The organism is Vibrio sp. B1-2, assembly GCF_963888445.1.
In the GTDB taxonomy this organism is placed as follows: Bacteria; Pseudomonadota; Gammaproteobacteria; order Enterobacterales; family Vibrionaceae; genus Vibrio; species Vibrio anguillarum.
The window spans coordinates 66037-90105 of the sequence record NZ_CAWPJH010000008.1; the positions used below are offsets into that span (position 1 = coordinate 66037).

Genomic DNA, 24069 nt, shown 5'->3' on the forward strand with positions numbered 1-24069 from the left:
AATTTATCTTTATTGTTTATACCGAATCAACTTGAAGATGCAGGCTTGAGAACCTGAAAATGATCATTAATTCGAGATGTCAAAGAGCCTGCGATCTCTGGAAGAGTCACAGAAAAAAATTGGTCTATTGCCGCCTTGAAGTCCCGTTTTCTTTTGAAGTAAACGTTGTTCCTCGACTTCTCATTCATTACTTTCCATAGCCGCTCTATTGGGTTGAGGTTTGGACTGTAAGGTGGAAGATAATGCAGTTTAATATTCAGGACAAACGCCGCATCTTTGACTAAGTCACTGCGGTGATATCCCGCACCATCTAAGATGATATGAAGCTTATGGGCTAACGAATAACTCTCTCTTAACTTACAGAAAAAACGAACAATCGATTCACTGTTAATGCTCTCATAGTCGTGAACAATGGTTGCACCAATATCCGACAGGTTCAGTGCGCCAATAATGTTCAATCGGCTACGATTACCCGTTGTTTCAATCACTTTATCCTGACCAGTACGTATCCAGCCATGCGATATCTTTGTTGATAGTGTTGGGTGAACTGCATCGATAAAGACTATCGATTCATCCTCGCCACAGCTTGCCTTTAGCGCTTCATACGCCTCTATGAATGCTTGCTGTTTTGCTTCATCAAACTTGTGTGGTATGCCTTTCGGTTGCTTGTAGCTAAAACCATTATGGTGAAGCCATTTGTTCATACCAGAAACAGTATAATCAAGCCCAAACGTCTCTTTAACATAGGCGACAATTTGATGAGTATGAGAATAGGTTTTCTCAGTCAAATGCTCGATTAGGTGCATGGTTTGAATAGCAGAAAGCTTGCTTTGGCTTCCTCCATTCTCAGGCTTAAGTTTTTCAGAAAGTACGTAGTCACTGAGGTGACGTGCAACGGTCGATTCATGAATACGAAGAGCTTGTGAAATCATAGTCTGACTCCAGCCTTCAGAAGCCAGCAAAACAGCCTTAATACGGTCGCAAACTCGACTATCACGCTCAATGTCGTGCATCTGTTCGAGTTGCAGTTTCTGTTGAGGAGTCAGTGTGATTTTCATGGTTTGTAGCATGATCCTGATTCTATTGAAAATCAAGCATCTTCAATGATCACGGGTATATATTGATGATTTTTTTGTTTGGTTTTAATTTCATCTTGAATGATTATTGAACTTTCTATAAGCTCCCTCGGTTTTGATGAAATTAGAGCGAGGTTGAATGATAGTCTCCAAAGAAAATATAGAAATAGCTTTGCGGAACAATGAATTCGAACCCTACTTTCAACCAATTATGTCTCTCGATACAGGTAAAGTGGTCAGATGTGAAGTATTAGCAAGGTGGGTTTATCATTCGGGTGTTATCGCTCCAAATCGGTTTTTAAATAAAGTTCAGTCATTTGGCCTTCTAGAAGAAATGACAAGTCAAATAGTTAAAAAAGCAATTAACTATTGTTTGTGTTGGACACGTTCTCATGCTTTGAATGATATCGGTGTTTCTATTAACTACCACTACAAACAACTTATAAATATTGCTCATGTTGAGCAGTTAATCGTTTTACTGAATGAGCTTGGTCTCTCTACCTCGTTAGTTGAAATAGAGATTACTGAGACACAAGTTATCGAAAACTATACGGAGCTTACTTCTTCCCTCGAGAGGTTGAGGAAAGAGGGTATATCAATTGCTCTTGATGATTTCGGTGTGGGTTATTCTTCTCTAAGTACGCTAAAAATGCTTCCAATAGATACATTAAAAGTAGACCGTTCGTTTGTCAGAGATATTGAAAGTTGCAAGGTTAGCCGTTCCATACTGGAGGGAGTGTGCGGCATTGCAAGCGCCATTGGCGTCAATCTTGTGGTAGAAGGAGTAGAGACAGAAGAGCAGTTGAGCTTTATTCATGAAACCTGCGATTCCGTTGAAGTGCAGGGTTATCTATGTGCACCACCTTTAGCATTTGAGGAATTTTATTACTTTGCCGAAATGATTAACTTAAATAGTTTGCAGTCGCTTTCTTTGTTGTTTTAGTTAGGATGATTTATATGTTGTTCCGAGTTTGCGTTGTTGCACTTTTCTATGCCCTAGTGTGTGGGTTTGTCAGAGCCGAGGCGAATTATCTCTATCCCCATACATGCGATAGTATCGTATGTAGGAAAACACCTGAACCTAGTTATTCTTTAAATGAATCCGCGCCTCTCGTGATTTCAGATGAACCGGCAGAGTTACCTGACAAACTTGCCTTAGCTATCTATGTGACCGCGTTATTGATGCTTGACGAGCGTAATGTTGAGGTTAAAGATTGGAAATCAGAGATAGAGAATAGCGTTGAATAATAGAACCTACGTTAAAGATAAGGTTGAAGAACCTGTACATGAACTTGATGCGTTATAGGCTTTGTTACTTAATTCAGAGAGAAGGTATACCGACCCCATTGAGCTTGATTCTAAAACGATATCATGAGTTTCGGGCATTGAGTAAGTTTCATCAACCTGAGCGTTGTAGCTCTTCAGGTGTAATTTCCCGCCTAACAACTGGTTCAGTCGAAGTGTTCATGGCCCTCTCTAACCGCTATTCAGAGCTTTGTTATACTGTTTCCAGTTAGTTGTTTTGTAACGAGGTCTAGGCATGATACTACGATGGAAGGCCAATGTAGCTGATCAGATCGTAGATTAGAGGCTTAGTTCCATCTATTTACGCAACAAGGCTTTACCTATCTAAAAAGCTATCACTTATGAACCCGATAACATTATAAGAAGCAATAGCATAAACTACTGTCAGTAGAGCGATAGCCCATCGATTAGTCTTGTCCGCTCTCAAAAATACGATATTTAAATTTCTTTTTTGAAATTAGAATCCCTATTACAAATATTAGATATATTTGTAAAAAAATCAATCAGTTAGAAGGCGCTCTCTCTCCAACACATGTTTGGTCCTTAAACACCTAACATGCATAAAAACATTTCTAATGAATGAGTATAATGGACTTTAAAGACGATTAAACTAAAGAGAGTTTTTTCCAGTGTTCATTCCTGAAAATTCAGTTTCCACGAAGACATTATTAGTTACTGAGAAGATAGCGAAGCATATACGCCCATAAGGCCTTGTTCTTCTTTTTCTGAAAAATTGGAACCTAAATTTTGATCCAAACCTTCATTTTGTCCGGATTGAAAGCCAATACTGAGGCTATTAAAGTCACTTTACTCAGCATGTGAGAGAATATGATAGGTACCGCAAAGATTAATTTACTTACTTTTTTCATTACACATCTAGATAATCATTTTATAAGTCAAACCAAAAATATAAATTGGTTAAAATGCATTCAACAGTATTTTATATACATTCAAATTAACACACCATTAGATTGTCACAAACTGTAATAAAGTAAGTTTTTCCATTAATAATTGACTTTAATTTTACTCATTCCACTTCTGTAAAATTACAACCCATTAAATAAAAATCAATCATGAGTAGATTGCTATTTATTATTAAAATTAGGTAGGACGAATAAAATTGAACTAACATCTCACATTTACTAAATCTATACATCCCTATTAATGTTTTTTTTAAAAAAATATATTATGGTTATTTTTCCAACTAATGATAAAAGAAGGAAGATTTCGGTGAAAAAAACACTAACTTTATTATGTTTATTGCCTTTTACTTACACACCTTCAGTATTAGCATCAGATAATACTCAATTTTACCCTGATCTAGCTGAGATTCATTACAATCTTGGAGCTGAAACGTGCAAACCTAATTTTAGAGCTATAACTCGTGATGAAGCTTTACGATTCAAAGACTTTATAATGAACAAGTTAGGTAAATGGTCTTATGTTACTTTGGCAGATGGTTGGATCATAATGGGCCCAGGCTACAAAGGAGAGATCAAAAAAGGATCCTCAGATTCAACAGCTTGCTATCCGCTTAAGGCTGATGTAAATATTCTCAAGTTTGACCCTGTCTATATCGAGGAAGGTTCGAAGCAGCGTGTAGAATGGAACCTACTTAATGATAAGCAGAATTTTATTATACCTAGCTTCCAATTAGCTCATATGATGGGGTACGCTTGGGCTGGAGGTTCTGCTTTCGAAAAAGTCGGACAAGATGTGAAAGTTTGGTGGGATTCCAACGCAAACGCTTGGAAAGTCCGTGGTAATAATGGACCTTGTGATGGTTATCGTTGCGATGAGAAAAGTACTCTCATAGTCAACAACTTTTCTTATACCATGGATCCTACATCATTTAAAATTGACGGTTCGATTGTTAATTCGAATAAAAAACTGATCAATACTATTTCATCTACCGCAATCAACAAAACAAGCATCCCTCAGCAATACGTAATAGATATAAATTATAAAACATCAACAAATTGGTCACAGAGTAATAATTACGGTTTCAGTGAAAGTGTTGCAGTTAGCACTGCTTTCAAAAGTCCAGAAGTTACCGGAGGTGTGGATAAGTCTATCTCGGTTACTATAGGTTCGACGCAGGAGTGGGGGACTGCGAGTGGTGGTGATGAGAGTAATACTGTTTCTATGCAAGCTAGACCAGTGGTCCCTGCTAATAGTGCGTTGAAAGTACTTTTAAATGTATATCGTGCAGATATATCTTATCCTTATGTCTTTGATGCAGATGTTTCTTACGATCTTGGTTTTAATGGTTTTATGCGCTGGGGAGGTAATGGTCTGCTAACGCATCCTAAAGATAGACCTACCATCAGCAGTACTTTTTCTATTGGTCGTTTTTCCGGCGAGGATAAAAGCTTAGAATTTCAATGGGATCATCGTGATATCCCAGGTTTAAATAAAACTTGGGATTGGAACTGGATTGCAAAAAATGGAGGCTCCTACGATACCCGTTACTGGTTAGGTAAGGTATTAGCCCCGAAAAAAGCTCGTGTAAAGGGGATGTTTTACGCAGAAGATCAATATACTGGCGAGTTGTACTTTGAACAAACCTCGATACCACAAGAAGAAGGAAGTGAGGTGTCAATGGAGAAAAACATTAAACGACAACTTGAAGATGCTGGCTTAAAAGATGTAAAAGTTTCTGTTAAAAAGAGCGATAGCAACTTGGAATAGAATACAGGTAGTGACTAACTAACAGCCTGTTAATTTCATTATCTATAGTAAGCAATTTCAATATTAAGGATGCGTAAAATGGACAACTCGATCAGCCTGAAGGTTTATTGAGCTGTCCATGTTTAATTATCGACTACCTGCTGAGGTAGCACTGATTTTCTCATCGGATTCGAATCGCCTTCCCCCTTTAACGCTTGCTGCAAGGTCTTGTTGAAGCGAGTAAATAACCCTCAATTTCTTTACAGGCATTAAGCTTAGTTATCATAAACTGCCTTTCATCCTGGTTAGCTTTTTAACATATTCCTTGCAAAGACAATAATAGAAAACGCGATCACTTTAAGAAATATACCGACGTATTAAATATACGATCGTGAGTGTAACCAGGCTCTTAAACAACGTGGGCGATTCGACATATCGATTTCTGAAGCAATTATCCATAATTGATAACATGGCGATCGCGTTTATAACGGCATCAACTCTTCCGTTAAGCGAGCTTTTACTCTGAATGATAATGGGGCGTGCGACGTGAGGTCGTATGAAGCGCTGTTCACCGCTCAACGCGTGAACCATCTGTATCACCAGATGAACCTAGGAGCCTGAATAAAGTAGCGGCTCTGACAATGTAACGAAGGTTGGCATTTGCCAATCGGGATTGAAATCGTGAGAGGATGATCCTCCTGATAACCACATAAATCGGGTGAGTGCTAGGTAGTCAGCATGATGAACAAATGTGAATCCGTCCAAGGTGCGTTAATCAATGAGCAGCGGAAGTGGTTAACACGCTGTAGCCAAAAGGCAAGAGAGTCGGAAAGAGATTGCCCCATGCTCTTTCGTGATCGTTGAACTCTCCGCACCATAGCGGGCATCTAAACTGACATTGCGCGACATACGGAACACGGTAAGCCTGTATCGCTCCCTAAGGGAAAGCCTCTGTGGCCGATAGTGATGCAGGTAGAGGATGTTGGAAAAAGCGAAGGCTGCATTGTAACGATGCAGATACAGATCTCTATCTGATCACGAAAGTGAGCTGACTTCCGACTGGTCTTCCGTTGTAAGAGAATTTGAAGAACTTTATTCAAGGAGGAACGCAAATGATGATTTCAAAAGAGATTAGTGCCTCTCCTGACAGTGCTCAATGGCGATCCATAAATTGGAAAGTCGTAGAATCTAACGTTTTAAAGCTTCAGATGCGTATTGCAAAGGCAACACGAGAAGGTAGACACGGCAAAGCGAAAGCGTTGCAATGGATACTGACTCACTCGCGTTCGGCAAAACTTCTTGCTGTTAAGCGGGTATCACAAAACAAAGGCAGTAAAACGCCTGGAATTGACGGCGTCATTTGGAATACAGATACGCGTCGCATGAAAGCAGTCAATCAACTGAGCAGAAAAGCCTATCAAGCCAAACCGCTCAAGCGTATCTACATCCCCAAGAAAAACGGCAAGCTCAGGCCACTTGGCATTCCCTGCATGATCGACAGAGCGCAGCAAGCGCTTCATCTTCTTGCACTAGAGCCAATATCAGAAACACTTGCTGACCCTAACAGCTATGGGTTTAGACCAAACCGCAGCACTGCCGATGCTATAGAGCAGTGTTTCAAATGCTTGGTTATGAAACGATCTGCTCAATGGGTTCTTGAGGGAGACATCAAAGCTTGTTTCGACAAGATCGGGCATCAATGGCTTATGAACAACATTGCCATAGACAAACGTATGTTGGAACAGTGGTTAAAGTCTGGTTTTATGGACAAAAGGCTGTTCTATCGCACTGACGAGGGAACACCACAAGGTGGGGTTATATCCCCAACCTTGATGCTAATGACTCTTGCAGGGCTTGAGCAACGCATAAAGTCCACCGCACTCAAAAAGGGCACTAGAGCCAACTTTATTGGATACGCCGACGATTTCCTCGTCACTTGTGCTTCAAAGGAAGTGCTGGAGAACGATATCAAACCGTTGATCGCTGATTTCTTAGCAGAAAGAGGCTTAACACTCTCTGAAGAGAAAACGCACATTACCCACATCAACAGAGGTTTTGATTTCCTAGGTTTTAATCATAGGAAGTACAAAGGGAAATTGCTCGTTAAACCGAGCAAATCCAACACACTACTGTTCTTGAGTAACTTGCGCGAACTCATCAAAAAGCACGCAACCATTCCTGTTAACGATCTTATCAAACTGATAAATCCAAAACTCAGGGGCTGGTCGAATTACTATCGACACTGCGTGGCTAAACAGGTATTCGGATATGTAGGTCACAAGCTATTCCATACGTTATGGTTCTGGGCTAAAAGGCGTCATCCAACAAAATCTAGAACTTGGATTGCCCTTAAATACTTCATCAACCGTCAAGGTCAATGGCAATTTCACGGTTGGCAGAAGATCATGGATATGGATTGTCAGTTCAATCTGTTTCAAATAGCCAAGGTGCCAATAGAGAGACATGTGAAAATCAGGAGTGCCGCTACACCTTTTGACCCTCAATACCAAGAATACTTGGCAAAGAGAAAATCAAAGAAGCCATGCCGTAACTCTTGGCATGAGCCTGCTCTCACTGCTTTATAAGTTGCTGGGTGCCATCAGGTGCCTTTGTGAAGGCTTGAGCCTAGTGCGGTGAAAGTTGCACGCTGGGTTCTTAGAGGGACGACACTTGGTAACAGGTGTCGTCTACTCGACACTAACGCGCCATAACAGATGGTCTTGATACGCCTTTGGTGAATTTTCAATCAAAGCCTTAAGTTGTGGTAGATCATTTACCACAACTTAACACAAGCCATTTTGGGGCATAACGGTTTTAGCTGGTAGTTTTGCTCTCTATCTGAATTTTTGTGACTGAATCAGTAGTTGCCCCTAACGATTCAGTGAATATTCATTCATGAGGAGGGATAGATGAAGACGTCAGATTGAACAGATAACATAGCTACTTTCTCGACTAAATAGAAAAATGAATGACCTACCGTTTCGCTAGCATCTGAAGCGATGCGCTCCACTAACACGGACAACACTCAAAGCCTCAAATTGACAATATTTATTACTCAAACTTGATGTTAGGAAATTGCCAGAATTTGAACGAAAAGTGCTCGACTCATTGCGTGAGCCATTAGAGTCAGGTGAAATTATTATTTCAAGAGCGCAAGGCAAAACGCGTTTTCCAGCTCGCTTTCAATTAGTGGGGGCGTTGAACCCCAGCCCAACTGGTTATTACGAAGGCACGCAAGCCAGAGCCAACCCGCAGAGTATTTTGCGCTATTTGGGACGCTTATCGGGGCCATTGCTTGATCGCTTTGACATGTCGATAGAAATCCCCTCGCTTCCCAAAGGAATGCTGGCAAATGGCGGCGAAAGAGGTGAAGCAACGGCTGTGGTTAAAGAAAGAGTGTTGATTGCTCGTGAACGGATGGTGATTCGTAATGGCAAGGTTAATGCTTTGTTAGGGAGCCGAGAAATTGAACAGTATTGCCCTTTAACTAAGGCTGACGCCGAATTTTTGGAAAATGCACTGCACCGCCTAGGGCTCTCCATCCGCGCGTATCATCGCATTATCAAAGTGGCGCGTACGATTGCTGATTTAGAAGGGGCCGAGCAGATTGCTAAGCCCCATCTAGCGGAAGCGCTCGGCTATCGAGCAATGGACCGCTTGTTGAAACAACTGACCGCACAAGCGGTGTAATGAACTTAAAATTGGTAATTTAACCCTAGCGCTGTAAAGAGAGACGATTCGTCGTAAAACGAGAGGTTTGAGCTCGATTGGTTATAACCGGCTAAAGCGATGAATGACCAATCATCCCAATCCATAAATTGGCTGTATTCGTACGCGAAGAATAGGCTCAGTTCATCGTCATTACGCACAGTGTGATTAAACAGTGAGTTTCCACCTTGATAGTCGCGCTTGGTATAACCAGCGGTCAGCGCCAGTTTATGGCGATTGATAAACGTGAAGTAGGAGAGATCGGCGGCGTAAGAGTGATGAGTATTGGCGTCGCCATCCGCTTGGTGGTTGATATAAGTGATGGAGGGCTGTAACAAACTGGTTGGGCTCAGAGAGTAACGGTACTGCCCTTTTAGGTAGTAACTTTTACCATCACGAGCCAGTTCAGGGCTTGGAAACTGATCGTTGTCGATCTCTTTGGTCGCGTAAGCGACATCGATAGTCCATGGGCTGCCTTGAATACTATTGAATGTTAATCGGTAGGCATTTCCTGACTCATCGGTTTCTTGGCGCTGACTGTTTAGTTGGTAAGGGTTAGCCCAGGTTTTTCCAGACATCACGGTCGGCAAAAAAGCCACATCAACCACGGTACCTGTCTCCATCTCATATTGATACCCCAGCTGAAGCGCTAAAGTGCCGACGGCAATATCATCACGTGAGGTGCCTAGATAAACCTGTTGTTGACGTTTGTCCCCGAAGGTGTAAGCAAGGTTACCCAAAGGCCCAACGGCAAAGTTTGACTGCCGACTACTCTTTGTTTCGAGTGATGTAATACGCTCATCTCCACCCGTATCAAATGATGATTGGGAAGATGCAAAAATAGTATTAATGGCAATCTCACCACTTAAACCTGTTTCTGGAGCCAGTTCGGCAGATACATGAAAAGCCAGAGCGCTAACAAGCGTCATGGACAGGTATTTATTCATTAGGAGTTTCCATACTTTGATTCAATAGTGGTTAAGTATATGAATAAACTTGGATGACGACACGATAAAACTAATCTGACTGTTTTATGAATGAAGAGTGAGCTTTGTCTTAGGCATACACAGTTTTGTGCTGTGATGGCTTGTGTTTCAATATTGGTTGTATGAGAAAGCGCTGCAAGGTTGAACTTGATTAAGTAAAAATGAGGAGCCGTTGTGCTCCTCATCTCATTTTGGAATGATTACTTGGTCAGTAGGTAATTGACCAGTTCGAAGTATTCATTGGTCGATTTAACACCTTGTCCCTGCACCAAATAATGATTGTTAACCACGACAGCAGGCACACCTGAAAGGCCGCTTTCTTGGAACTGTTTGTCAAAGCGGCGCACCATTGAATCGACGGCAAAACCATTAAAGGCGGCATCAAATTTTGCTGCATCAATACCTTCGTCTAGGAAGATTTGGCGTAGATCAGCATCATCTTTTGGTGGTTTACGCATCGTGTGGATGCGGTTAAACATCACGGGCACCATTTTGTCTTCAACTTTGAGGGCAAGCATGGTGGCGTAAGCTTTACTCATTGATTTACCCATAGAGCCACCCATAAAAGAAACATGGTTTTTCTGCAGAGTAACCCCTTGTGGGAGCTGCTTTTTCAGTTGGGCGATGATCGGCTCAAAGGTATTGCAGTGTGGGCAGTAAAAGGAGAAAAACTCCGTCACGGTTGGATTTTTAGAGGGTTCAAGATCAAGCACTTTGTAATGCTCACCTTCTTTAAATTGGGCTGCATGAGCCGATAAACTCAGCAGTAAGGTTGCAACCAGTGCAAAAAGCTTCTTCATTGTGTACTCCATTTATTGCTTCAAGGTGACTTACCATTGTGGCATTAGTGAGAGCGTGGGCTCGTCTAATGCTGCTATTTGTTCTTTAAACGCAAGCACTTGGCTTTCCCAATATTTAGGGTCATTAAACCAAGGGAAGGCGAGTGGAAAAGCAGGGTCCTGCCATCGTTTGGCCAACCATGCCATGTAATGCACCATTCGTAGACCGCGTAACGGTTCAATTAGTTTCAATTCGGCTGGATTAAAATCGTGAAACTCTTGATACGACTCTAAGATAATGTCCAACTGCATTCGCTTATCTTGCAATTCGCCATTGAGTAGCATCCACAAATCCTGTACTGCTGGTCCATTGCGAGCATCGTCTAAATCGACAAACATGGGCCCATCTCGCCACAAAATATTGCCTGGATGGCAATCACCATGCAAGCGTATGGCCGCGGATTTTACTGGCCATTGCTGTTCAATTTTGTTGATCAATAACGATAAGTCACTGAAAAAGGTATTTTGCAAGTGCTGAGGTATGAAGGACGCATTTTCCAATAGCTGTTTGGGTTGATAAAGATACTCATCTAAGCTGATGGTCGGGCGATGAACAAAAGTACGAGTGGCACTGATGTGATGAATGCGTCCAAGAAACCGGCCCACGCCTTCTAATTGGTCCATATTGTCCACTTCAAACTGCCGCCCACCCACACTGTTAAATAGCGCGAAATGATAGCCCTGATAGTGATGTAAGGTTGCACCGTTGATGAGTAATGGCTCAGCAATCGGAATTTCCGCCGCGTACAGCTCGCGTGTGAAATCGTGCTCCTCTTGAATTTGCTCAACACTCCAGCGCTGAGGTCGATAGAATTTCACCACATAGCGTTGGCGTTCTTCATCGATGAATTGATAAACGCGGTTTTCGTAACTGTTGAGTGCTAGAAATCCTGATTCAGCACGAATGCCGATGCTTTCTAAGGCATACCACATGGTATCAGGGGTGAGTGCATCAAAATGGAAAGAAGCTTTGGTCATGATTAAAAAGGGCCCATTACTGAGCCCTTTTCCATTCGTTACGAAGTTAGAGTTTATTAATAAACCGGCTCTCAACTTCTATCGTGAATTGGTTACTGTCCGTGAGTATAAACTGAATCGTCGCTATAGGAGAGCTGAGTTTGTCAGGAGCGACGCCAAGGCTGGTTGGTAGGTTCAATACCTCTCCTGGTTTGACTTGGATAGTTTGTTTACCATACCAAGAGACGTCCGATAGCCCTTTCACGTCAAGCTTATACTCTTGCGTTTGCTGAGTTTTGTTGATGACTTTTAAGGTGTAAGTGTTCTCAATCTCACCATTGCTGTTGGTTTTAAATAGCTGGTTTCTATCACGTAATACACTTAAGCCGGCCGGATCAACACTGGCTACTTGAGCGATGAATAAGCCAAACATCACCAGCAGTACCGTGCCATAACCGAGCAATTTAGGCCTGAGTATTTTGGTGTGGTGGCCGGAGAGGCGATGTTCTGTGGTATAGCTAATGAGCCCTTTTTCATAGCCCATACGTTCCATCGTGGTATCGCACGCATCAATACAAGCGCCGCAGTTAATGCATTCGTACTGCAAGCCATCACGAATATCGATGCCAGTCGGACACACTTGTACGCACAAATCACAATCAATGCAGTCACCTAAACCGAGTGCTTTGTGATCGGCTTTACGAGCGCGTGGCCCACGAGTTTCACCGCGTTTGCTGTCATAGCCAACAATAAAGGTATCTTTGTCAAACATCGCAGACTGAAAGCGAGCATAAGGACACATATGGATGCAGACGATCGAACGCATCCAGCCTGCATTTCCGTAAGTACAAAGGGTGAAAAAGAGTACCCAGAAGACGGGCCAGAAACTTTCATCGAGTGTGAAAAAGTTCACCACGAGTTCGCGTACCGGGACGAAATAGCCGACAAAAGTAAAACCAGTACCGAGTGCAATCGCCAGCCAAGCAATGTGTTTGATGGCTTTTCTTATAGCAAGATTAGCTGTGAGTTTTCCTGAGTCCTGCTTGCGGCGTTTATTGGCGGCGCCTTCGAGTTTTTCTTCAAACCAAATGTAGATAAATGTCCACACAGTTTGCGGGCACAGATAGCCACACCAGACACGGCCAAGAAAAGTGGTAATAAAAAACAGGCCGAATGCCGCAATCATAAACAACAGGGCCAGTAGAGTTAGGTCTTGTGGGTAAAGTGTGGTGCCGAAAAAGTTAAATTGCTGGTGGCCGATGTCGAGCAAAATCGCTTGACGATCACCATAAGAGATCCACGGTACCAAAGTAAAAAGCAGCAGTAAAAACCAGCCACCATAGCGGCGGAGTTGTTGATAAGTACCTTTACTTTCGCGCACATAAATACGGTTGCTAGGGTTAAAACGGTCACCGTTGCCTTTGTGAGTTTTGGGGTTGAATATTTTAGGAGTCACATCCTTTATATCGATTTTGTCCTGACTCATGAAATGATCCTTGTTGGGCTGTAAGGTGTGATTTCTTTTAGTTCACACTCTGCGACATTGCTGTTTTCTCTTTGGGTACAATACCAAGATGAGAAATTATCATTGTTCAATCTTTATTTATTAAGCGGCAAGTATAACGCCAATAACAATTTTATTTCTTTAACACTATCAACCTTTAACAATAAAGCCTCAACTCGTGAGGCTTATCGCTAATAATAAAAAAGCGACCTAATAAGGCCGCTATCTTGATCACTATCACAGGGGCAACATCATTTTATAATGCCACGCGCGCGTAAAATGGCTGTTTTAAAATCATCTTCCTGATCTTTCTTCAGGCCAGGAATCATTTCGTCTTTGGCGCTGTTGCGCATTTTTAGATGGTAGATCAATACATCATCTGTAAGCGCTTCTAATGGTCCTTTATAACCCGCTTCTTGAGCCAGTTTGGTGATGAATTGCACTAAGTTGAGCTGCTGATCTTTTTGCCATTCAGGCGCAAGTAGTTCAATTAGCTCTTCAATTCGATGACATTGCATTCCCTTTTCCCCAATTTTTATAAGTATTTTGAGTAAAGGTATCAAATTGCGGATTGAAGTCCAATTGAGCGCAAAGAAAAAGCGCAGGGTTTAGCTGCGCTTTTTAATTATGCTGCCTGAACAACATTAGTTGTGCTCGATGCAGTAAGGGCATTTTTTTCAACTAAAGTCATTGCTGGAGCGACTTTTTTTGCAGTCGGAGCAGCAGCAAAACCACTACGACGACGCATTGCACTACGGTTTGTGTGCGAAAACCTGACAGCTGTTGGGCGCATTCATTAACCTAACGGTCAGGCACATCCATTGCCAATCTAATGGCCTGAATCACCATGAGTTGAGCTTCATAATTGAAGGGTGGCTCTTCTGGCTCTCGCCAATCCAAATAATGATTCAGGAATAACGATATGCTTTCATATCGTAGTTAGATTAGCACCAAGTTTTGAATTGATCGATAGTTGAACGATTGTTGAGATGAATATTCTTGCAAATAAAGCTTAAAATTGTGTGAGATGCTTGGTTGAGTTTGTTATCTGATCGGCATTACATCGCGTTTTGTTAAATAGGAGGTACTTATGTCGTTTACAAAAAACTCGCGATTTATCGCTCTCCTTGATACCCGTTTCGTTACGAAATTCGCATTTAGGCTTACAACTGTAAGCTGAGGTGTGCAATACTAAGCCCACATTTTGTTGCTTTTGGTATGGTGTTTATGTCTGCTGTTGACAATGACGGCTATGGTGCTGGTGAAGAACGGGCGAATGCGCTGAGTCATGGTTTGGGGCTATTGCTTAGTTTTGTCGGTTTAGTATTGCTGCTGATCAAGGCAACAAGTGCACAGGCCGATGCATTGACTTATATCAGCATGAGTCTCTATGGTGGCAGCATGATAGCGTTATTCCTTGCTTCAACGCTGTATCACTCCGTTGCGACACCGAAAGCCAAACGCTGGCTAAAAACGTTCGACCACTGTGCCATTTATCTACTGATTGCCGGAAGTTACACACCCTTTTTGTTGGTTAGCCTTCGCACTCCTTTGGCTATAGGGCTTATGGTGGTGATCTGGCTGCTGGCGCTGCTCGGCATCATCATGAAAATTGCCTTTGTCTACCGTTTTAAAAAGTTCTCACTAGTGACTTATTTGGCGATGGGGTGGTTATCCTTGGTTGTGATCTACCAACTGGCCCTCAATATTGAGGTCGGTGGTTTGGTGCTACTTGCTGCTGGTGGTTTGGTCTATTCGCTCGGGGTAATTTTTTATGTAGCGAAACGCATTCCCTATAACCATGCGATTTGGCATTTATTCGTGCTAGGTGGCAGTGCTTGTCACTTTTTTGCGGTTTACCTTTTTGTTCACCCAGTAAGTGCTTAACGCATTTCGACCCGCTCAATGTTGGCCGAAATTTGATAGCCTTGCTGGCGATCAACCTGAAGGGTAATCGGCTTTCCTTGCGCTTGAGTTTGTGGGCGTAAATAGCTATCAGCCATCCGTTTAATGGATTGCCAAATGGGTAACTGCTGAGTGAGCAGTGGTTGACCTTGCTCGTCATAAAGAGTGATGCTGAGCACTACCGCAATGACAGATTGCGAGCTTTGATTGGTGATGGCTGTTGGGATAACGAGTGTATCTCCTTGGTAGTAAGCCGCGCCGAGTACCACTTCCACTCCAGAATCTGACAGTTGTAAAATCGGTTTTTCACTCCCCATCTCAAAGGTGGTTGCTCGGGCTTTTTGAGCAATAGGGGCCCCGTGAATGACGGTTTCCGGCGATATTGATTGCGGTTCAACATATTGCCATGTGAAATCATCATTGAGTTTCACTTGGCGGCCATCTTCTAAGGTCAGAACTTGCGCGCAAGATACGGCGCTTGCTGTCATGCTTAACAGCATCATTATCACAGGTATTGTTTTCATCTTAACGTCGCCAAAATGCAGGGAAAAACAGAACGATAATCGTCAAAATTTCTAAACGGCCCATCAACATCCCTAAGCTCAGAACCCACTTTGCTGCGTCAGGCAGTGGTGCGAAGTTGCCCGTTGGACCAATCACCGAGCCCATTCCGGGACCAACGTTGGCCACTGCGGTGATGGAACCTGAAATGCTGGTGACAGGATCAAGCCCCATTGCACTGAGCGCGCCTGCGATAGCAATGACAGTGATAAAAAAGGTCAAACCAAAAGCAACGACTGAGCGGACAATATCATCATTAACCGGACGATGATTATAGCGCTGTACGAAGATGCCTGATGGATGGACCAGCTTCATAATTTGTTTATTGAGCAGCGTCATCGCAATTTGGAAGCGGAACACTTTAATCCCACCAGAGGTTGAGCCGGAACAAGCTCCTGCTGCCATTAAGAAGATGAACAGCGTGCTTGGCAGTGCGCCCCAGGCGGTGAAATCTTCCAAACCAAAACCAGTAGTCGTGACCACTGAAACGATATTAAACATCGCCACTCGCAGAGCGTCCAACCAGTAGTAGCCTAGTTTGAGATTCAGCCACAACGCAATGATGAGACTGGCAATTAGGAAAAGATAAGCAAATCCGCGAACTTGTGCGTCTTTTATGATCACTTTGATATTTTGTTTTCGGGCCGCAGCGACAAACAGTAGAAAGGGCAAGCCCCCCAAAAACATAAACAGCGTTGCTACCCAATGTGCACCGTTTGAGAAGTGGTTCATCGAACCGTCGGAGGTGGAATATCCACCAGTCGACAAGGTGGTGAATGAGTGGTTGATCGCTTCAAAAAGCGTCATGCCAGTGAGGATGTAGCCAATCAAGCACAGTAAGGTCAGTACCAAATAGACCAGCACAATATTTTTCGCGACAGTTTTGGCGCGTGGGCTACTTTTATCGGACCAATCAGACGATTCGGTTTGGAACAATTTCATCCCACCCACATTGAGCATTGGTAATACCGCTACCGCCATTACGATAAACCCAACCCCACCAAGCCATTGCAGAATAGAACGCCACAACAAGATGCTGGGCGGCATATTATCAAGGCCACTGAGCACGGTTGAACCTGTAGTGGTTAGCCCTGACATGGTTTCAAAGTAGGCGTCGGTAAAGCTGATGTGGTTGATAAAGACGAAAGGGAGCGCCGCGAAAGCGCTGGCAACCGTCCACACTAAGCTGGTGATGAGAAACATATCGCGCACGCTGAGCTTAAAGTGTGCGGTACGCCCCAAGCTTAAGCAGATAAAGGCGACAATATGAGTGATGATGACCGCTTGAGCAAAATCAAGGAAGCCACCCGTACCGGTAAAAAAAGCGACCAGTGTCGGCACATACATAAATAGGGCGAGCTTAGACAGCACGAGTCCTATAACGAATGAAATGGGGCGTAAATTCAGCATGACGCCAATGACCTATAGGAAAAATGGGCTAGGTTGGAACAAGGCTTCCACATCGGGCACGTACTTTTTATCCACTAAGAACATCACCACGTGATCATCTTGCTCGATAATAGTGCGGTCATGGGCGATTAACACTTCTTCACCACGCACAATCGCGCCAATGGTTGTGCCCGGTGGCAGTTTAATATCACCCACTGCGCGTCCCACCACTTTAGAGGTGTTTTTGTCGCCATGTGCAATTGCCTCAATCGCCTCTGCCGCGCCACGGCGTAGCGAAGAGACGTTAACGATATCGGCACGACGTACGTGAGTCAGCAGTGCGGAAATGGTGGCTTGTTGGGGTGAAATCGCGACATCAATCACGCCGCCTTGTACGAGGTCGACATACGCGCCACGCTGGATAAGCACCATCACTTTTTTCGCGCCCATACGCTTGGCGAGCATGGCGGACATGATGTTGGTTTCATCTTCGTTGGTGAGCGCAATAAATACATCGACTTGGTCGATGTTCTCTTCGGCTAGCAGCTCTTGGTCCGCCGCATCACCACAAAATACTATGGTGTTTTCTAACTCTTCCGATAACTGCTCTGCACGTGGGTAATTACGCTCAATCAGTTTAACGCTGTAGCTGTGCTCTAAACGTTTAGCTAAGCTTGCCCCAATGTTACCCCCGCCAACAATCATGATACGACGATAGGTTTTTTCCAGCCGCTGTAGCTCACTCATGACCGAGCGAATATGATTACTGGCTGCCACGAAGAACACTTCATCGTCAGCTTCAATAATGGTAGTGCCTTGCGGGCGAATCGGCCGACCTTGGCGGAAAATGGCCGCGACGCGGGTATCAATGTGCGGCATGTGTTCACGTAGCGCTGAAAGAGCATTACCCACCAATGGCCCGCCGTAGTAAGCTTTCACAGCCACTAGGCTCACTTTCTCTTCGGCAAAACTCACTACTTGCAGTGCGCCGGGATATTGGATCAACCGTTCAATATAGCTCGTCACTAGCTCTTCAGGGGCGATGAGGTGATCCACCGGGATCGCGCCTGACTGAAACAAAGTCTCTTTTTCAAGCAGATATTCAGGAGAACGAATACGCGCAATTCGGTTGGGCGTATTAAACAAAGAGAACGCCACCTGGCATGCCGCCATGTTGGTTTCGTCGGTATTGGTGACCGCAACCAGCATGTCCGCGTCCTGTGCGCCCGCTTCACGCAGTACATCAGGGTGGCTGGCGTGGCCATGAATCACCCGCAAATCGTACTTATCTTGCAGCTCGCGTAAGCGGTCACTATTTTTGTCGACAATGGTGATGTCATTGTTCTCGCCGACCAAGTTTTCGGCCAGTGTGCCACCGACCTGACCAGCACCAAGAATAATGATTTTCATACTCTGTTCTCTTTCTACCTGCCGAATATCGGCCACTGAAAAGGCAGCAATAATGCTGCCAATGTGCGTCGAATTTACGCTTGTTTGGTTAATACTGCGTAGTAAAAACCGTCCATATCTTCTTCTCCGGGGAGTATCTGACGCCCCGGCTGCTCACGATCGGAACCCACTAATTGAGCGTTATGAGTTCGTTCTAAGAAGGCTTTGACCTGCAAGCTGTTTTCTTGTGGAGTGATCGAGCAGGTTGCGTAAACCATAGTGCCACCGACTTTTAATTGCTTCCACATTGCGTCCAGTATTTCGCTTTGTAATTGAGCCAATGCCTCAATATCGCTACCACGACGTAGCCATTTGATGTCTGGATGACGGCGAATAACCCCAGTGGCAGAGCAAGGTGCATCTAATAAAATTCGGTCAAACTGTTCGCCATGCCACCACTCTTCAGGGTAACGAGCATCACCGCAGATCACATCAGCGCGAAGTTGCAGGCGTTCTAAGTTGTCATAGACGCGCTCAAGGCGGGTTGCATCGCTGTCAATCGCAACCACTTCAGTATCGTGTGTGTGCTCCAGGATGTGCGCGGTTTTACCCCCTGGGGCGGCGCAGCAATCTAAAATCAGCTCGCCTGCTTTAGGTTGAAGGTAGTCAATCGCTAACTGCGCAGCGGCATCTTGCACCGATACCCAACCACGATCAAAACCGGGTAAAAGCGTTACATCGCAAGGTGCAGCGAGTTTTATTGCGTCGGCGGCGTGAGAGTGCACGCTGCACTCGATATTTTCGCTAGCTAGTAGTGCAAGATATTCATCTCGAGTGTGGTGCTGACGGTTGACGCGCAACCACATTGGCGCTTTTTGATTGTTCGCTTGCACAACCGTTTCCCACTGTTCTGGGTACGCTTGTTGTAACAGTTTAAGTAGCCAACTTGGGTGGCCATATTTGCCTGCGTTGTGGCTAACGGCGATAGCGTCCAGTGCTTCTTGATCGCGCAAGTAGCTGCGCAATACGGCGTTGATTAGTCCACCTAAATTTTCACCGCGCAATGTTTTGGTGCCTTCAACCGTCTCGGCTACTGCGGCGTGAGCGGGAATGCGCATAAAGCTCAATTGGTAGATACCAACTAAAATAAGATGGTGAAAAACCCGCTTTTTCCCTTTCAGTGGGTTGTCCATTAGCTCATTGGCAATTGATTCCAAACGAGGCAAATAACGCAAAGCCCCGTAGCAGATCTCTTGCAACAGAGCATAGTCTCTTGGGCGGATGGTTTTTTGCGCCGCAGGAAGTGCGTGAGAAAGTGAGTGGCCTTTATCAACCACTTGAAACAACACGTTAGCCGCAGCTGCGCGAACATTCATAGAAGTACCGACTTTAAATAAATGAAAATCAATGAGGGCATCTCTGCCCTCGTTAAGGTTTAGCTAAGTTGTGTGCCGACTTCAAACCAGCTTGCGCGCGAATTGAGAATGTCTTGCACTGACATCGCTTTTTTGCCCGGCACCTGCAACTGCTCAAGCACCAGTAAGCCGTTGCCGGTTGCCACATAAATACCCGATTTATCGGCTTGAACAATCGTGCCTGCAGGGTGGTCGCTGGTTTGTGCTTCAACGCGACTTTGCCATACTTTAATGCTGTTCTCAGCCACATCAAAATGGCTCATTGGCCATGGATTGAAAGCGCGCACGCAGCGTTCAATAAAAGCAGCATCCGCTGACCAATCGATTTTGGCTTCTTCTTTGCTAAGTTTTTGTGCGTAGTTGGCCAATGTATCATCTTGTTGAGTGGCAATCGCTTTGCCACTGGCGATATCGGCGATGCATTCTACCAACGCTTGTGGGCCTAACTCGGCCAGTTTGTCATACATAGAAGCGCTGGTGTCTGTTGCCTCAATCGGCAGCTTAGCAATTTTGAGCATATCGCCCGTATCTAGGCCGACATCCATTTGCATGATGGTTACACCCGTTTCACTGTCTCCCGCCCAGATCGAGCGTTGGATCGGAGCGGCACCACGCCACCGTGGCAGAATGGAACCGTGTACGTTAATACAGCCAAGCCTTGGCATATCAAGTACGGCCTTCGGTAGCAGTAATCCGTAGGCGACCACTACCATTAAATCTGCGTTGAGATCGGCGAGCGCTTGCTTGGCTTCGTCGCTCTTAAAGTTCTCTGGTTGATACACAGCAATATCGTGCTCAACGGCCATCTGTTTCACTGGACTGGCGGTCAGTTTTTTACCGCGTCCTGCCGGGCTATCTGGTTTAGTGTACACCGCGATAACCTCATGCTCCGAAGACAACAACGCCGCCAAATGACGGGCGGCGAAATCCGGAGTACCTGCAAACACAATGCGTAATGATTGGCTCAAGGTAACCTCACTTAAGTTAGTTTTTTTCGTTATAGCGTTTGATTTTCTCTAGCTTATCTCTAATACGCTTACGCTTTAATGGCGAAAGGTAATCCACAAACAATTTGCCTTGTAAGTGATCAAGCTCGTGTTGAACACAAATGGCTAAAAGGTCATCCGCTTCAAATGAGAATTCGTTGCCATCACGATCTAACGCTTTGACTGTGACTTCTGCTGCGCGAGGAACAAGGGCGCGTGAGCCCGGGACCGACAGACAGCCTTCTTCAATGCCATCTTCACCGCGTTTCTCTAAGATTTCAGGGTTAATCAGAACCATTGGCTGGTCGCGACTCTCTGAAATATCGATCACAACGATGCGTTGGTGAATATCGACTTGCGTTGCGGCAAGGCCGATACCGTCCTCGTCGTACATAGTCTCAATCATGTTATCGACGATTTTTTGGATCTCAGGTGTCACTTTCTCTACCGGTTTTGCCACGGTACGAAGACGATCATCTGGGAATGTTAATACTTGTAATACAGACATATACACTCGAAATATTGAACTGTGCCGAAACAGCTTAAAGCTTGTTGGCTCAATTCTAGACATTTTATGACCCAAATGACAGCATCCAAATGTTAATAATCTGATTCATCCTTACTTATTTCGGCCAAGGAACAGAGGTCATGTCACGATTTATTCGTTATTTAGTGTGTGTGTTTTTACCGTTGTCACTGGTCGTTAATGCGTTGGCGGCGGAAGATATGGCGCTTACCGTCAAAGCAAATGCCCCGCAGACATACACGGTCGTCAAAGGAGATACCTTGTGGGATATTTCTGCGCTCTATCTTGATAACCCATGGTTATGGCCACGTTTATGGCAAATTAACCCAGAGATCGATAACCCGCATTTGATTTATCCCGGCGATAAGCTGACCTTAGTCTGGCGTAACGGACAGCCGGTGTTGAGTTTAAAACCTATGGTCAAGTTGAGTCCGAAAGTGCGTGTGCTTGAGAAAAAAGCGGTTCCGATGGTGCAAGAGGGATTGGTGTTGCCGTATCTGCATACGGATCGCTTACTGGATAAGCAAACATTACAAGAAAGCCAGCGTGTGCTCGGTGCCAGCGACGGTAAACAATATCTGACGGCGCAAGATACGCTCTACATAAGCGGGCAACAGACTCACCCCAAATGGGGTATTTATCGTGAAATCGCTGAGTTTTCTCGTCATGATGCTGCCGCGAAAAATAAAACTATGGTTGCTTTGCGTTTGATTGCTTCTGGTGAATTAGTCTCCGCCGATGAGGCTTTTAGCGGGCTAACCATCACCGCACAGCAACAAGAGATAAGAGTCAATGATATTGCCCTGCCTGAAGTGGGCGTCGAAACCTTAACGCTTTCAACCACTTTTTTCCCATCGCCATCGCGACTACAAGCTGAAACGCATATCCTCGGATCGTTGGAGGGTAGTGAGTATTCGGCGCAGAATCAGGTAGTTGTGATCGATAAAGGCCTTGCAGATCAACTGCGTCAAGGGACGATGTTTGATTTGATTCAAGCCGGTTCTAAAGTGTCTGGAAAGAAAGGACAGCACCAACAGAACCTTGATGAAACCCTGCAATTACCAAGCAGCTTGGTGGGCAGTTTGATGGTCATTCGACCTTATGAACATTTTAGTTTGGCTTTGATTACCGATAGCCTCGTGCCGATTGGTAAAAGTGTCATCGCGGTTTCGCCGCTCAAACCAGAGCTAACAATCGAGCCAAATGAACAAGCCGATACGGACTCGGTGGTTAAGGATGATACCGCAAGCTGATGGAGCAGAACGAATTAGCGGCGTGGCTAGCATTCAGCTTTGTGCCAAAATTGGGTGGCAAGAAACTTTCTCGTCTTGCTAGCGTCGCTTCTCTTGCTCATTTAATTGACTATTCCGAGCGGGAGTTAGCCGTGTTGGGTCTAGTTCAAGAGCAAATCCGTTATCTGCGCGAGACGGCCCCTCAAGAAGTTGAAGAATGTCTAAGTTGGCAGCAAGCTAATGAGTCTCATCACATCCTTACTCCATTTTGCGATGGTTACCCTTCGTTACTAAAAGAAATTGCTACCGCACCTCCGGTTTTATTTGTCAAAGGACGAATAACAGCACTCTCTGATCCGCAAATGGCGATCGTCGGCAGTCGTAATGCGAGCCCTGATGGCCAACGAGTTGCTCATCAGTTTGCGCGAGAATTTGTGCAACAGGGCTTACTTGTCACCAGTGGTTTGGCATTAGGTATTGATGGACATGCTCATGACGGTGCGTTGCAAGCGGGTGGTGAGACGATAGCCGTGCTCGGTTCGGGCCTTGAATCTATTTACCCAGCGCGACATAAAAAATTAGCGCAACGGGTGATGGAAAGCGGAGCATTAGTCTCGGAATTTCGTCCCAAAGCCAAACCAAGGCCAGATAACTTTCCGCGGCGAAATCGCATTATCAGCGGGTTAGCGGTTGGTGTTTTAGTGGTGGAAGCGGCGGAGAAAAGTGGCTCGTTGATCACGGCGCGCTATGCGGCTGAGCAAGGGCGAGATGTGTTTGTTATTCCGGGCTCCATTGCTAACCCAAATTGCCACGGTAGTAATCAACTTATTCGTTGTGGGGCGTGCTTGGTGCAAAACAGTGAACAAGTATTATCTGAAATCGGCACCTTAGTAGACTGGTCATTGCGCCAAAAGCAGCCTCAACCTGATTTATTTTCTGCACAGAGCGATCAGCAATTGCCATTTGCTGAACTGTTAGCTAACGTAGGAGTAGAGGCTACGCCTGTTGATATTCTTGCGAGCAGGACCCATATACCTGTCCATGAAGTCATGATGCAGCTTTTAGAACTTGAGCTTTCAGGTCATGTTGTTGCCGTTTCTGGCGGCTATATTCGTAAGGGGAAGGGTTAGCTATGATGATGGATATATTGATGTATCTATTTGAAACCTACGTCCATAGCGATGTAGATTTGCAAGTCGATCAAGATGAGCTTGAAGATGAATTGCTTCGAGCCGGTTTTCACCAGAAAGATATCTATAAGGCCCTGAATTGGTTAGAAGAGCTTGCGGCATTGCAACAAACCGATGCTCATTCAGCGATGGCAACCAGTGCTGCGACTTCGATGCGGATGTACACAGCACAAGAGATGGACAGGCTGGATCTTGAAAGCCGAGGTTTTTTATTGTTCCTTGAACAAGTGAAAGTATTAACTCCTGAAATTCGTGAAATGGTGATTGATCGAGTGATGGGTTTAGAAATCAATGAATTTGAATTGGATGACTTAAAGTGGATCATTTTGATGGTGCTATTTAATGTACCGGGAAATGAAAATGCTTACACGCTTATGGAAGAGCTGCTATACACCAAAGATCAAGGTATTTTGCATTGATTGCAGCCGTTC

General features: G+C 44.6%; 21 protein-coding genes and 1 pseudogene. 9 read left to right on the forward strand and 13 right to left on the reverse strand.

Features of this window, described 5'->3' with window-relative positions; genetic code table 11:
* Positions 1–26 precede the first annotated feature (26 nt).
* A complete protein-coding gene (locus tag AACQ75_RS04220) occupies positions 27–1058 on the reverse strand; it encodes an IS630-like element ISVa15 family transposase (protein ID WP_026027704.1) in 1032 nt (343 codons plus the stop codon).
* Positions 1059–1215: 157 nt separating this feature from the next.
* Between AACQ75_RS04220 and AACQ75_RS04225 the strand changes: the two genes are divergently transcribed.
* The 5 genes and pseudogenes from AACQ75_RS04225 to AACQ75_RS04245 all read left to right on the forward strand — a co-directional run.
* Positions 1216–2019: an EAL domain-containing protein gene (locus tag AACQ75_RS04225; protein WP_064624028.1), complete on the forward strand. Its 804-nt coding sequence runs from the start codon at positions 1216–1218 to the stop codon at positions 2017–2019.
* 14 nt (positions 2020–2033) lie between these two features.
* Complete coding sequence (locus tag AACQ75_RS04230; RefSeq protein WP_064624033.1) at positions 2034–2324, forward strand: hypothetical protein; 291 nt, start codon at positions 2034–2036, stop codon at positions 2322–2324.
* 1287 nt (positions 2325–3611) lie between these two features.
* On the forward strand, positions 3612–5072 hold the full coding sequence (locus AACQ75_RS04235) for an aerolysin family beta-barrel pore-forming toxin (RefSeq protein ID WP_064624035.1): 1461 nt from the start codon (positions 3612–3614) through the stop codon (positions 5070–5072).
* A 1091-nt stretch (positions 5073–6163) separates the two neighbouring features.
* Positions 6164–7636, forward strand: coding sequence for a group II intron reverse transcriptase/maturase (gene ltrA / locus AACQ75_RS04240; RefSeq protein WP_064624040.1), 1473 nt, complete (start codon positions 6164–6166; stop codon positions 7634–7636).
* Between the two features lie 466 nt (positions 7637–8102).
* Positions 8103–8741 (forward strand): annotated as a pseudogene (locus AACQ75_RS04245) (ATP-binding protein); the annotation flags it as partial.
* A 5-nt stretch (positions 8742–8746) separates the two neighbouring features.
* Here the strand turns inward: AACQ75_RS04245 and AACQ75_RS04250 are convergent.
* The 6 genes from AACQ75_RS04250 to AACQ75_RS04275 form a co-directional block, all read right to left on the reverse strand.
* Positions 8747–9706: a DUF2860 domain-containing protein gene (locus AACQ75_RS04250; protein ID WP_017049621.1), complete on the reverse strand. Its 960-nt coding sequence runs from the start codon at positions 9704–9706 to the stop codon at positions 8747–8749.
* Between the two features lie 239 nt (positions 9707–9945).
* Positions 9946–10545, reverse strand: a complete 600-nt coding sequence (locus tag AACQ75_RS04255; protein ID WP_026028516.1) for a thiol:disulfide interchange protein DsbA/DsbL — start codon at positions 10543–10545, stop codon at positions 9946–9948.
* A 30-nt stretch (positions 10546–10575) separates the two neighbouring features.
* Positions 10576–11562, reverse strand: coding sequence for a serine/threonine protein kinase (locus AACQ75_RS04260; protein WP_170889564.1), 987 nt, complete (start codon positions 11560–11562; stop codon positions 10576–10578).
* 46 nt (positions 11563–11608) lie between these two features.
* Positions 11609–13027, reverse strand: a complete 1419-nt coding sequence (gene ccoG / locus AACQ75_RS04265) for a cytochrome c oxidase accessory protein CcoG (protein ID WP_094131695.1) — start codon at positions 13025–13027, stop codon at positions 11609–11611.
* Positions 13028–13296: 269 nt separating this feature from the next.
* Complete coding sequence (locus AACQ75_RS04270; protein ID WP_026028318.1) at positions 13297–13563, reverse strand: YihD family protein; 267 nt, start codon at positions 13561–13563, stop codon at positions 13297–13299.
* Between the two features lie 107 nt (positions 13564–13670).
* Entirely contained in the window at positions 13671–13838 is a 168-nt protein-coding gene (locus AACQ75_RS04275) for a hypothetical protein (protein ID WP_010319922.1), read from the reverse strand.
* A gap of 434 nt (positions 13839–14272) precedes the next feature.
* On the opposite strand from AACQ75_RS04275, the gene trhA reads away from it, so the two are divergent.
* On the forward strand, positions 14273–14932 hold the full coding sequence (gene trhA, locus AACQ75_RS04280; protein ID WP_088731344.1) for a PAQR family membrane homeostasis protein TrhA: 660 nt from the start codon (positions 14273–14275) through the stop codon (positions 14930–14932).
* Here the strand turns inward: trhA and AACQ75_RS04285 are convergent.
* The 6 genes from AACQ75_RS04285 to def all read right to left on the reverse strand — a co-directional run bounded on the left by AACQ75_RS04285 (position 14929) and on the right by def (position 21198).
* Positions 14929–15474: a DUF3157 family protein gene (locus AACQ75_RS04285; protein WP_170889568.1), complete on the reverse strand. Its 546-nt coding sequence runs from the start codon at positions 15472–15474 to the stop codon at positions 14929–14931. The genes trhA and AACQ75_RS04285 overlap by 4 nt on opposite strands.
* A gap of 1 nt (position 15475) precedes the next feature.
* A complete protein-coding gene (locus AACQ75_RS04290; protein ID WP_017043680.1) occupies positions 15476–16921 on the reverse strand; it encodes a TrkH family potassium uptake protein in 1446 nt (481 codons plus the stop codon).
* Positions 16922–16933: 12 nt separating this feature from the next.
* Positions 16934–18310 carry a Trk system potassium transporter TrkA gene (trkA, locus tag AACQ75_RS04295; protein WP_170889569.1) on the reverse strand — a complete coding sequence of 459 codons (1377 nt, stop codon included), beginning with the start codon at positions 18308–18310 and terminating at the stop codon, positions 16934–16936.
* A 74-nt stretch (positions 18311–18384) separates the two neighbouring features.
* A complete protein-coding gene (gene rsmB, locus AACQ75_RS04300) occupies positions 18385–19665 on the reverse strand; it encodes a 16S rRNA (cytosine(967)-C(5))-methyltransferase RsmB (RefSeq protein ID WP_170889571.1) in 1281 nt (426 codons plus the stop codon).
* Between the two features lie 59 nt (positions 19666–19724).
* On the reverse strand, positions 19725–20672 hold the full coding sequence (gene fmt / locus AACQ75_RS04305) for a methionyl-tRNA formyltransferase (RefSeq protein WP_094125642.1): 948 nt from the start codon (positions 20670–20672) through the stop codon (positions 19725–19727).
* A 16-nt stretch (positions 20673–20688) separates the two neighbouring features.
* A complete protein-coding gene (def, locus tag AACQ75_RS04310; RefSeq protein ID WP_212755075.1) occupies positions 20689–21198 on the reverse strand; it encodes a peptide deformylase in 510 nt (169 codons plus the stop codon).
* 140 nt (positions 21199–21338) lie between these two features.
* Here def and AACQ75_RS04315 point away from each other — a divergent pair, with 140 nt between their 5' ends.
* From AACQ75_RS04315 to AACQ75_RS04325, 3 genes are read left to right on the forward strand one after another with little or no spacing between them, the layout of a single operon-like run.
* Positions 21339–22469 (forward strand): LysM peptidoglycan-binding domain-containing protein, encoded by a 1131-nt coding sequence (locus AACQ75_RS04315; RefSeq protein WP_170889575.1) that lies wholly within the window; start codon positions 21339–21341, stop codon positions 22467–22469.
* Positions 22469–23578: a DNA-processing protein DprA gene (gene dprA / locus AACQ75_RS04320; RefSeq protein WP_170889577.1), complete on the forward strand. Its 1110-nt coding sequence runs from the start codon at positions 22469–22471 to the stop codon at positions 23576–23578. Before AACQ75_RS04315 ends, dprA begins: the two co-directional genes overlap by 1 nt.
* Positions 23579–23580: 2 nt before the next feature.
* Positions 23581–24057: a DUF494 family protein gene (locus AACQ75_RS04325; protein WP_212755076.1), complete on the forward strand. Its 477-nt coding sequence runs from the start codon at positions 23581–23583 to the stop codon at positions 24055–24057.
* Positions 24058–24069: the final 12 nt, after the last annotated feature.

Coding starts and splice junctions, on each gene's coding strand:
- AACQ75_RS04220 (WP_026027704.1), bottom strand. CDS start 1,058: ATGAAAATCACACTGACTCCTCAACAGAAACTGCAACTCGAACAGATG.
- AACQ75_RS04225 (WP_064624028.1), top strand. CDS start 1,216: ATGATAGTCTCCAAAGAAAATATAGAAATAGCTTTGCGGAACAATGAA.
- AACQ75_RS04230 (WP_064624033.1), top strand. CDS start 2,034: ATGTTGTTCCGAGTTTGCGTTGTTGCACTTTTCTATGCCCTAGTGTGT.
- ltrA (WP_064624040.1), top strand. CDS start 6,164: ATGATGATTTCAAAAGAGATTAGTGCCTCTCCTGACAGTGCTCAATGG.
- AACQ75_RS04250 (WP_017049621.1), bottom strand. CDS start 9,706: ATGAATAAATACCTGTCCATGACGCTTGTTAGCGCTCTGGCTTTTCAT.
- AACQ75_RS04255 (WP_026028516.1), bottom strand. CDS start 10,545: ATGAAGAAGCTTTTTGCACTGGTTGCAACCTTACTGCTGAGTTTATCG.
- AACQ75_RS04260 (WP_170889564.1), bottom strand. CDS start 11,562: ATGACCAAAGCTTCTTTCCATTTTGATGCACTCACCCCTGATACCATG.
- ccoG (WP_094131695.1), bottom strand. CDS start 13,027: ATGAGTCAGGACAAAATCGATATAAAGGATGTGACTCCTAAAATATTC.
- AACQ75_RS04270 (WP_026028318.1), bottom strand. CDS start 13,563: ATGCAATGTCATCGAATTGAAGAGCTAATTGAACTACTTGCGCCTGAA.
- AACQ75_RS04275 (WP_010319922.1), bottom strand. CDS start 13,838: ATGCGCCCAACAGCTGTCAGGTTTTCGCACACAAACCGTAGTGCAATG.
- trhA (WP_088731344.1), top strand. CDS start 14,273: ATGTCTGCTGTTGACAATGACGGCTATGGTGCTGGTGAAGAACGGGCG.
- AACQ75_RS04285 (WP_170889568.1), bottom strand. CDS start 15,474: ATGAAAACAATACCTGTGATAATGATGCTGTTAAGCATGACAGCAAGC.
- AACQ75_RS04290 (WP_017043680.1), bottom strand. CDS start 16,921: ATGCTGAATTTACGCCCCATTTCATTCGTTATAGGACTCGTGCTGTCT.
- trkA (WP_170889569.1), bottom strand. CDS start 18,310: ATGAAAATCATTATTCTTGGTGCTGGTCAGGTCGGTGGCACACTGGCC.
- rsmB (WP_170889571.1), bottom strand. CDS start 19,665: ATGAATGTTCGCGCAGCTGCGGCTAACGTGTTGTTTCAAGTGGTTGAT.
- def (WP_212755075.1), bottom strand. CDS start 21,198: ATGTCTGTATTACAAGTATTAACATTCCCAGATGATCGTCTTCGTACC.
- AACQ75_RS04315 (WP_170889575.1), top strand. CDS start 21,339: ATGTCACGATTTATTCGTTATTTAGTGTGTGTGTTTTTACCGTTGTCA.
- dprA (WP_170889577.1), top strand. CDS start 22,469: ATGGAGCAGAACGAATTAGCGGCGTGGCTAGCATTCAGCTTTGTGCCA.
- AACQ75_RS04325 (WP_212755076.1), top strand. CDS start 23,581: ATGATGATGGATATATTGATGTATCTATTTGAAACCTACGTCCATAGC.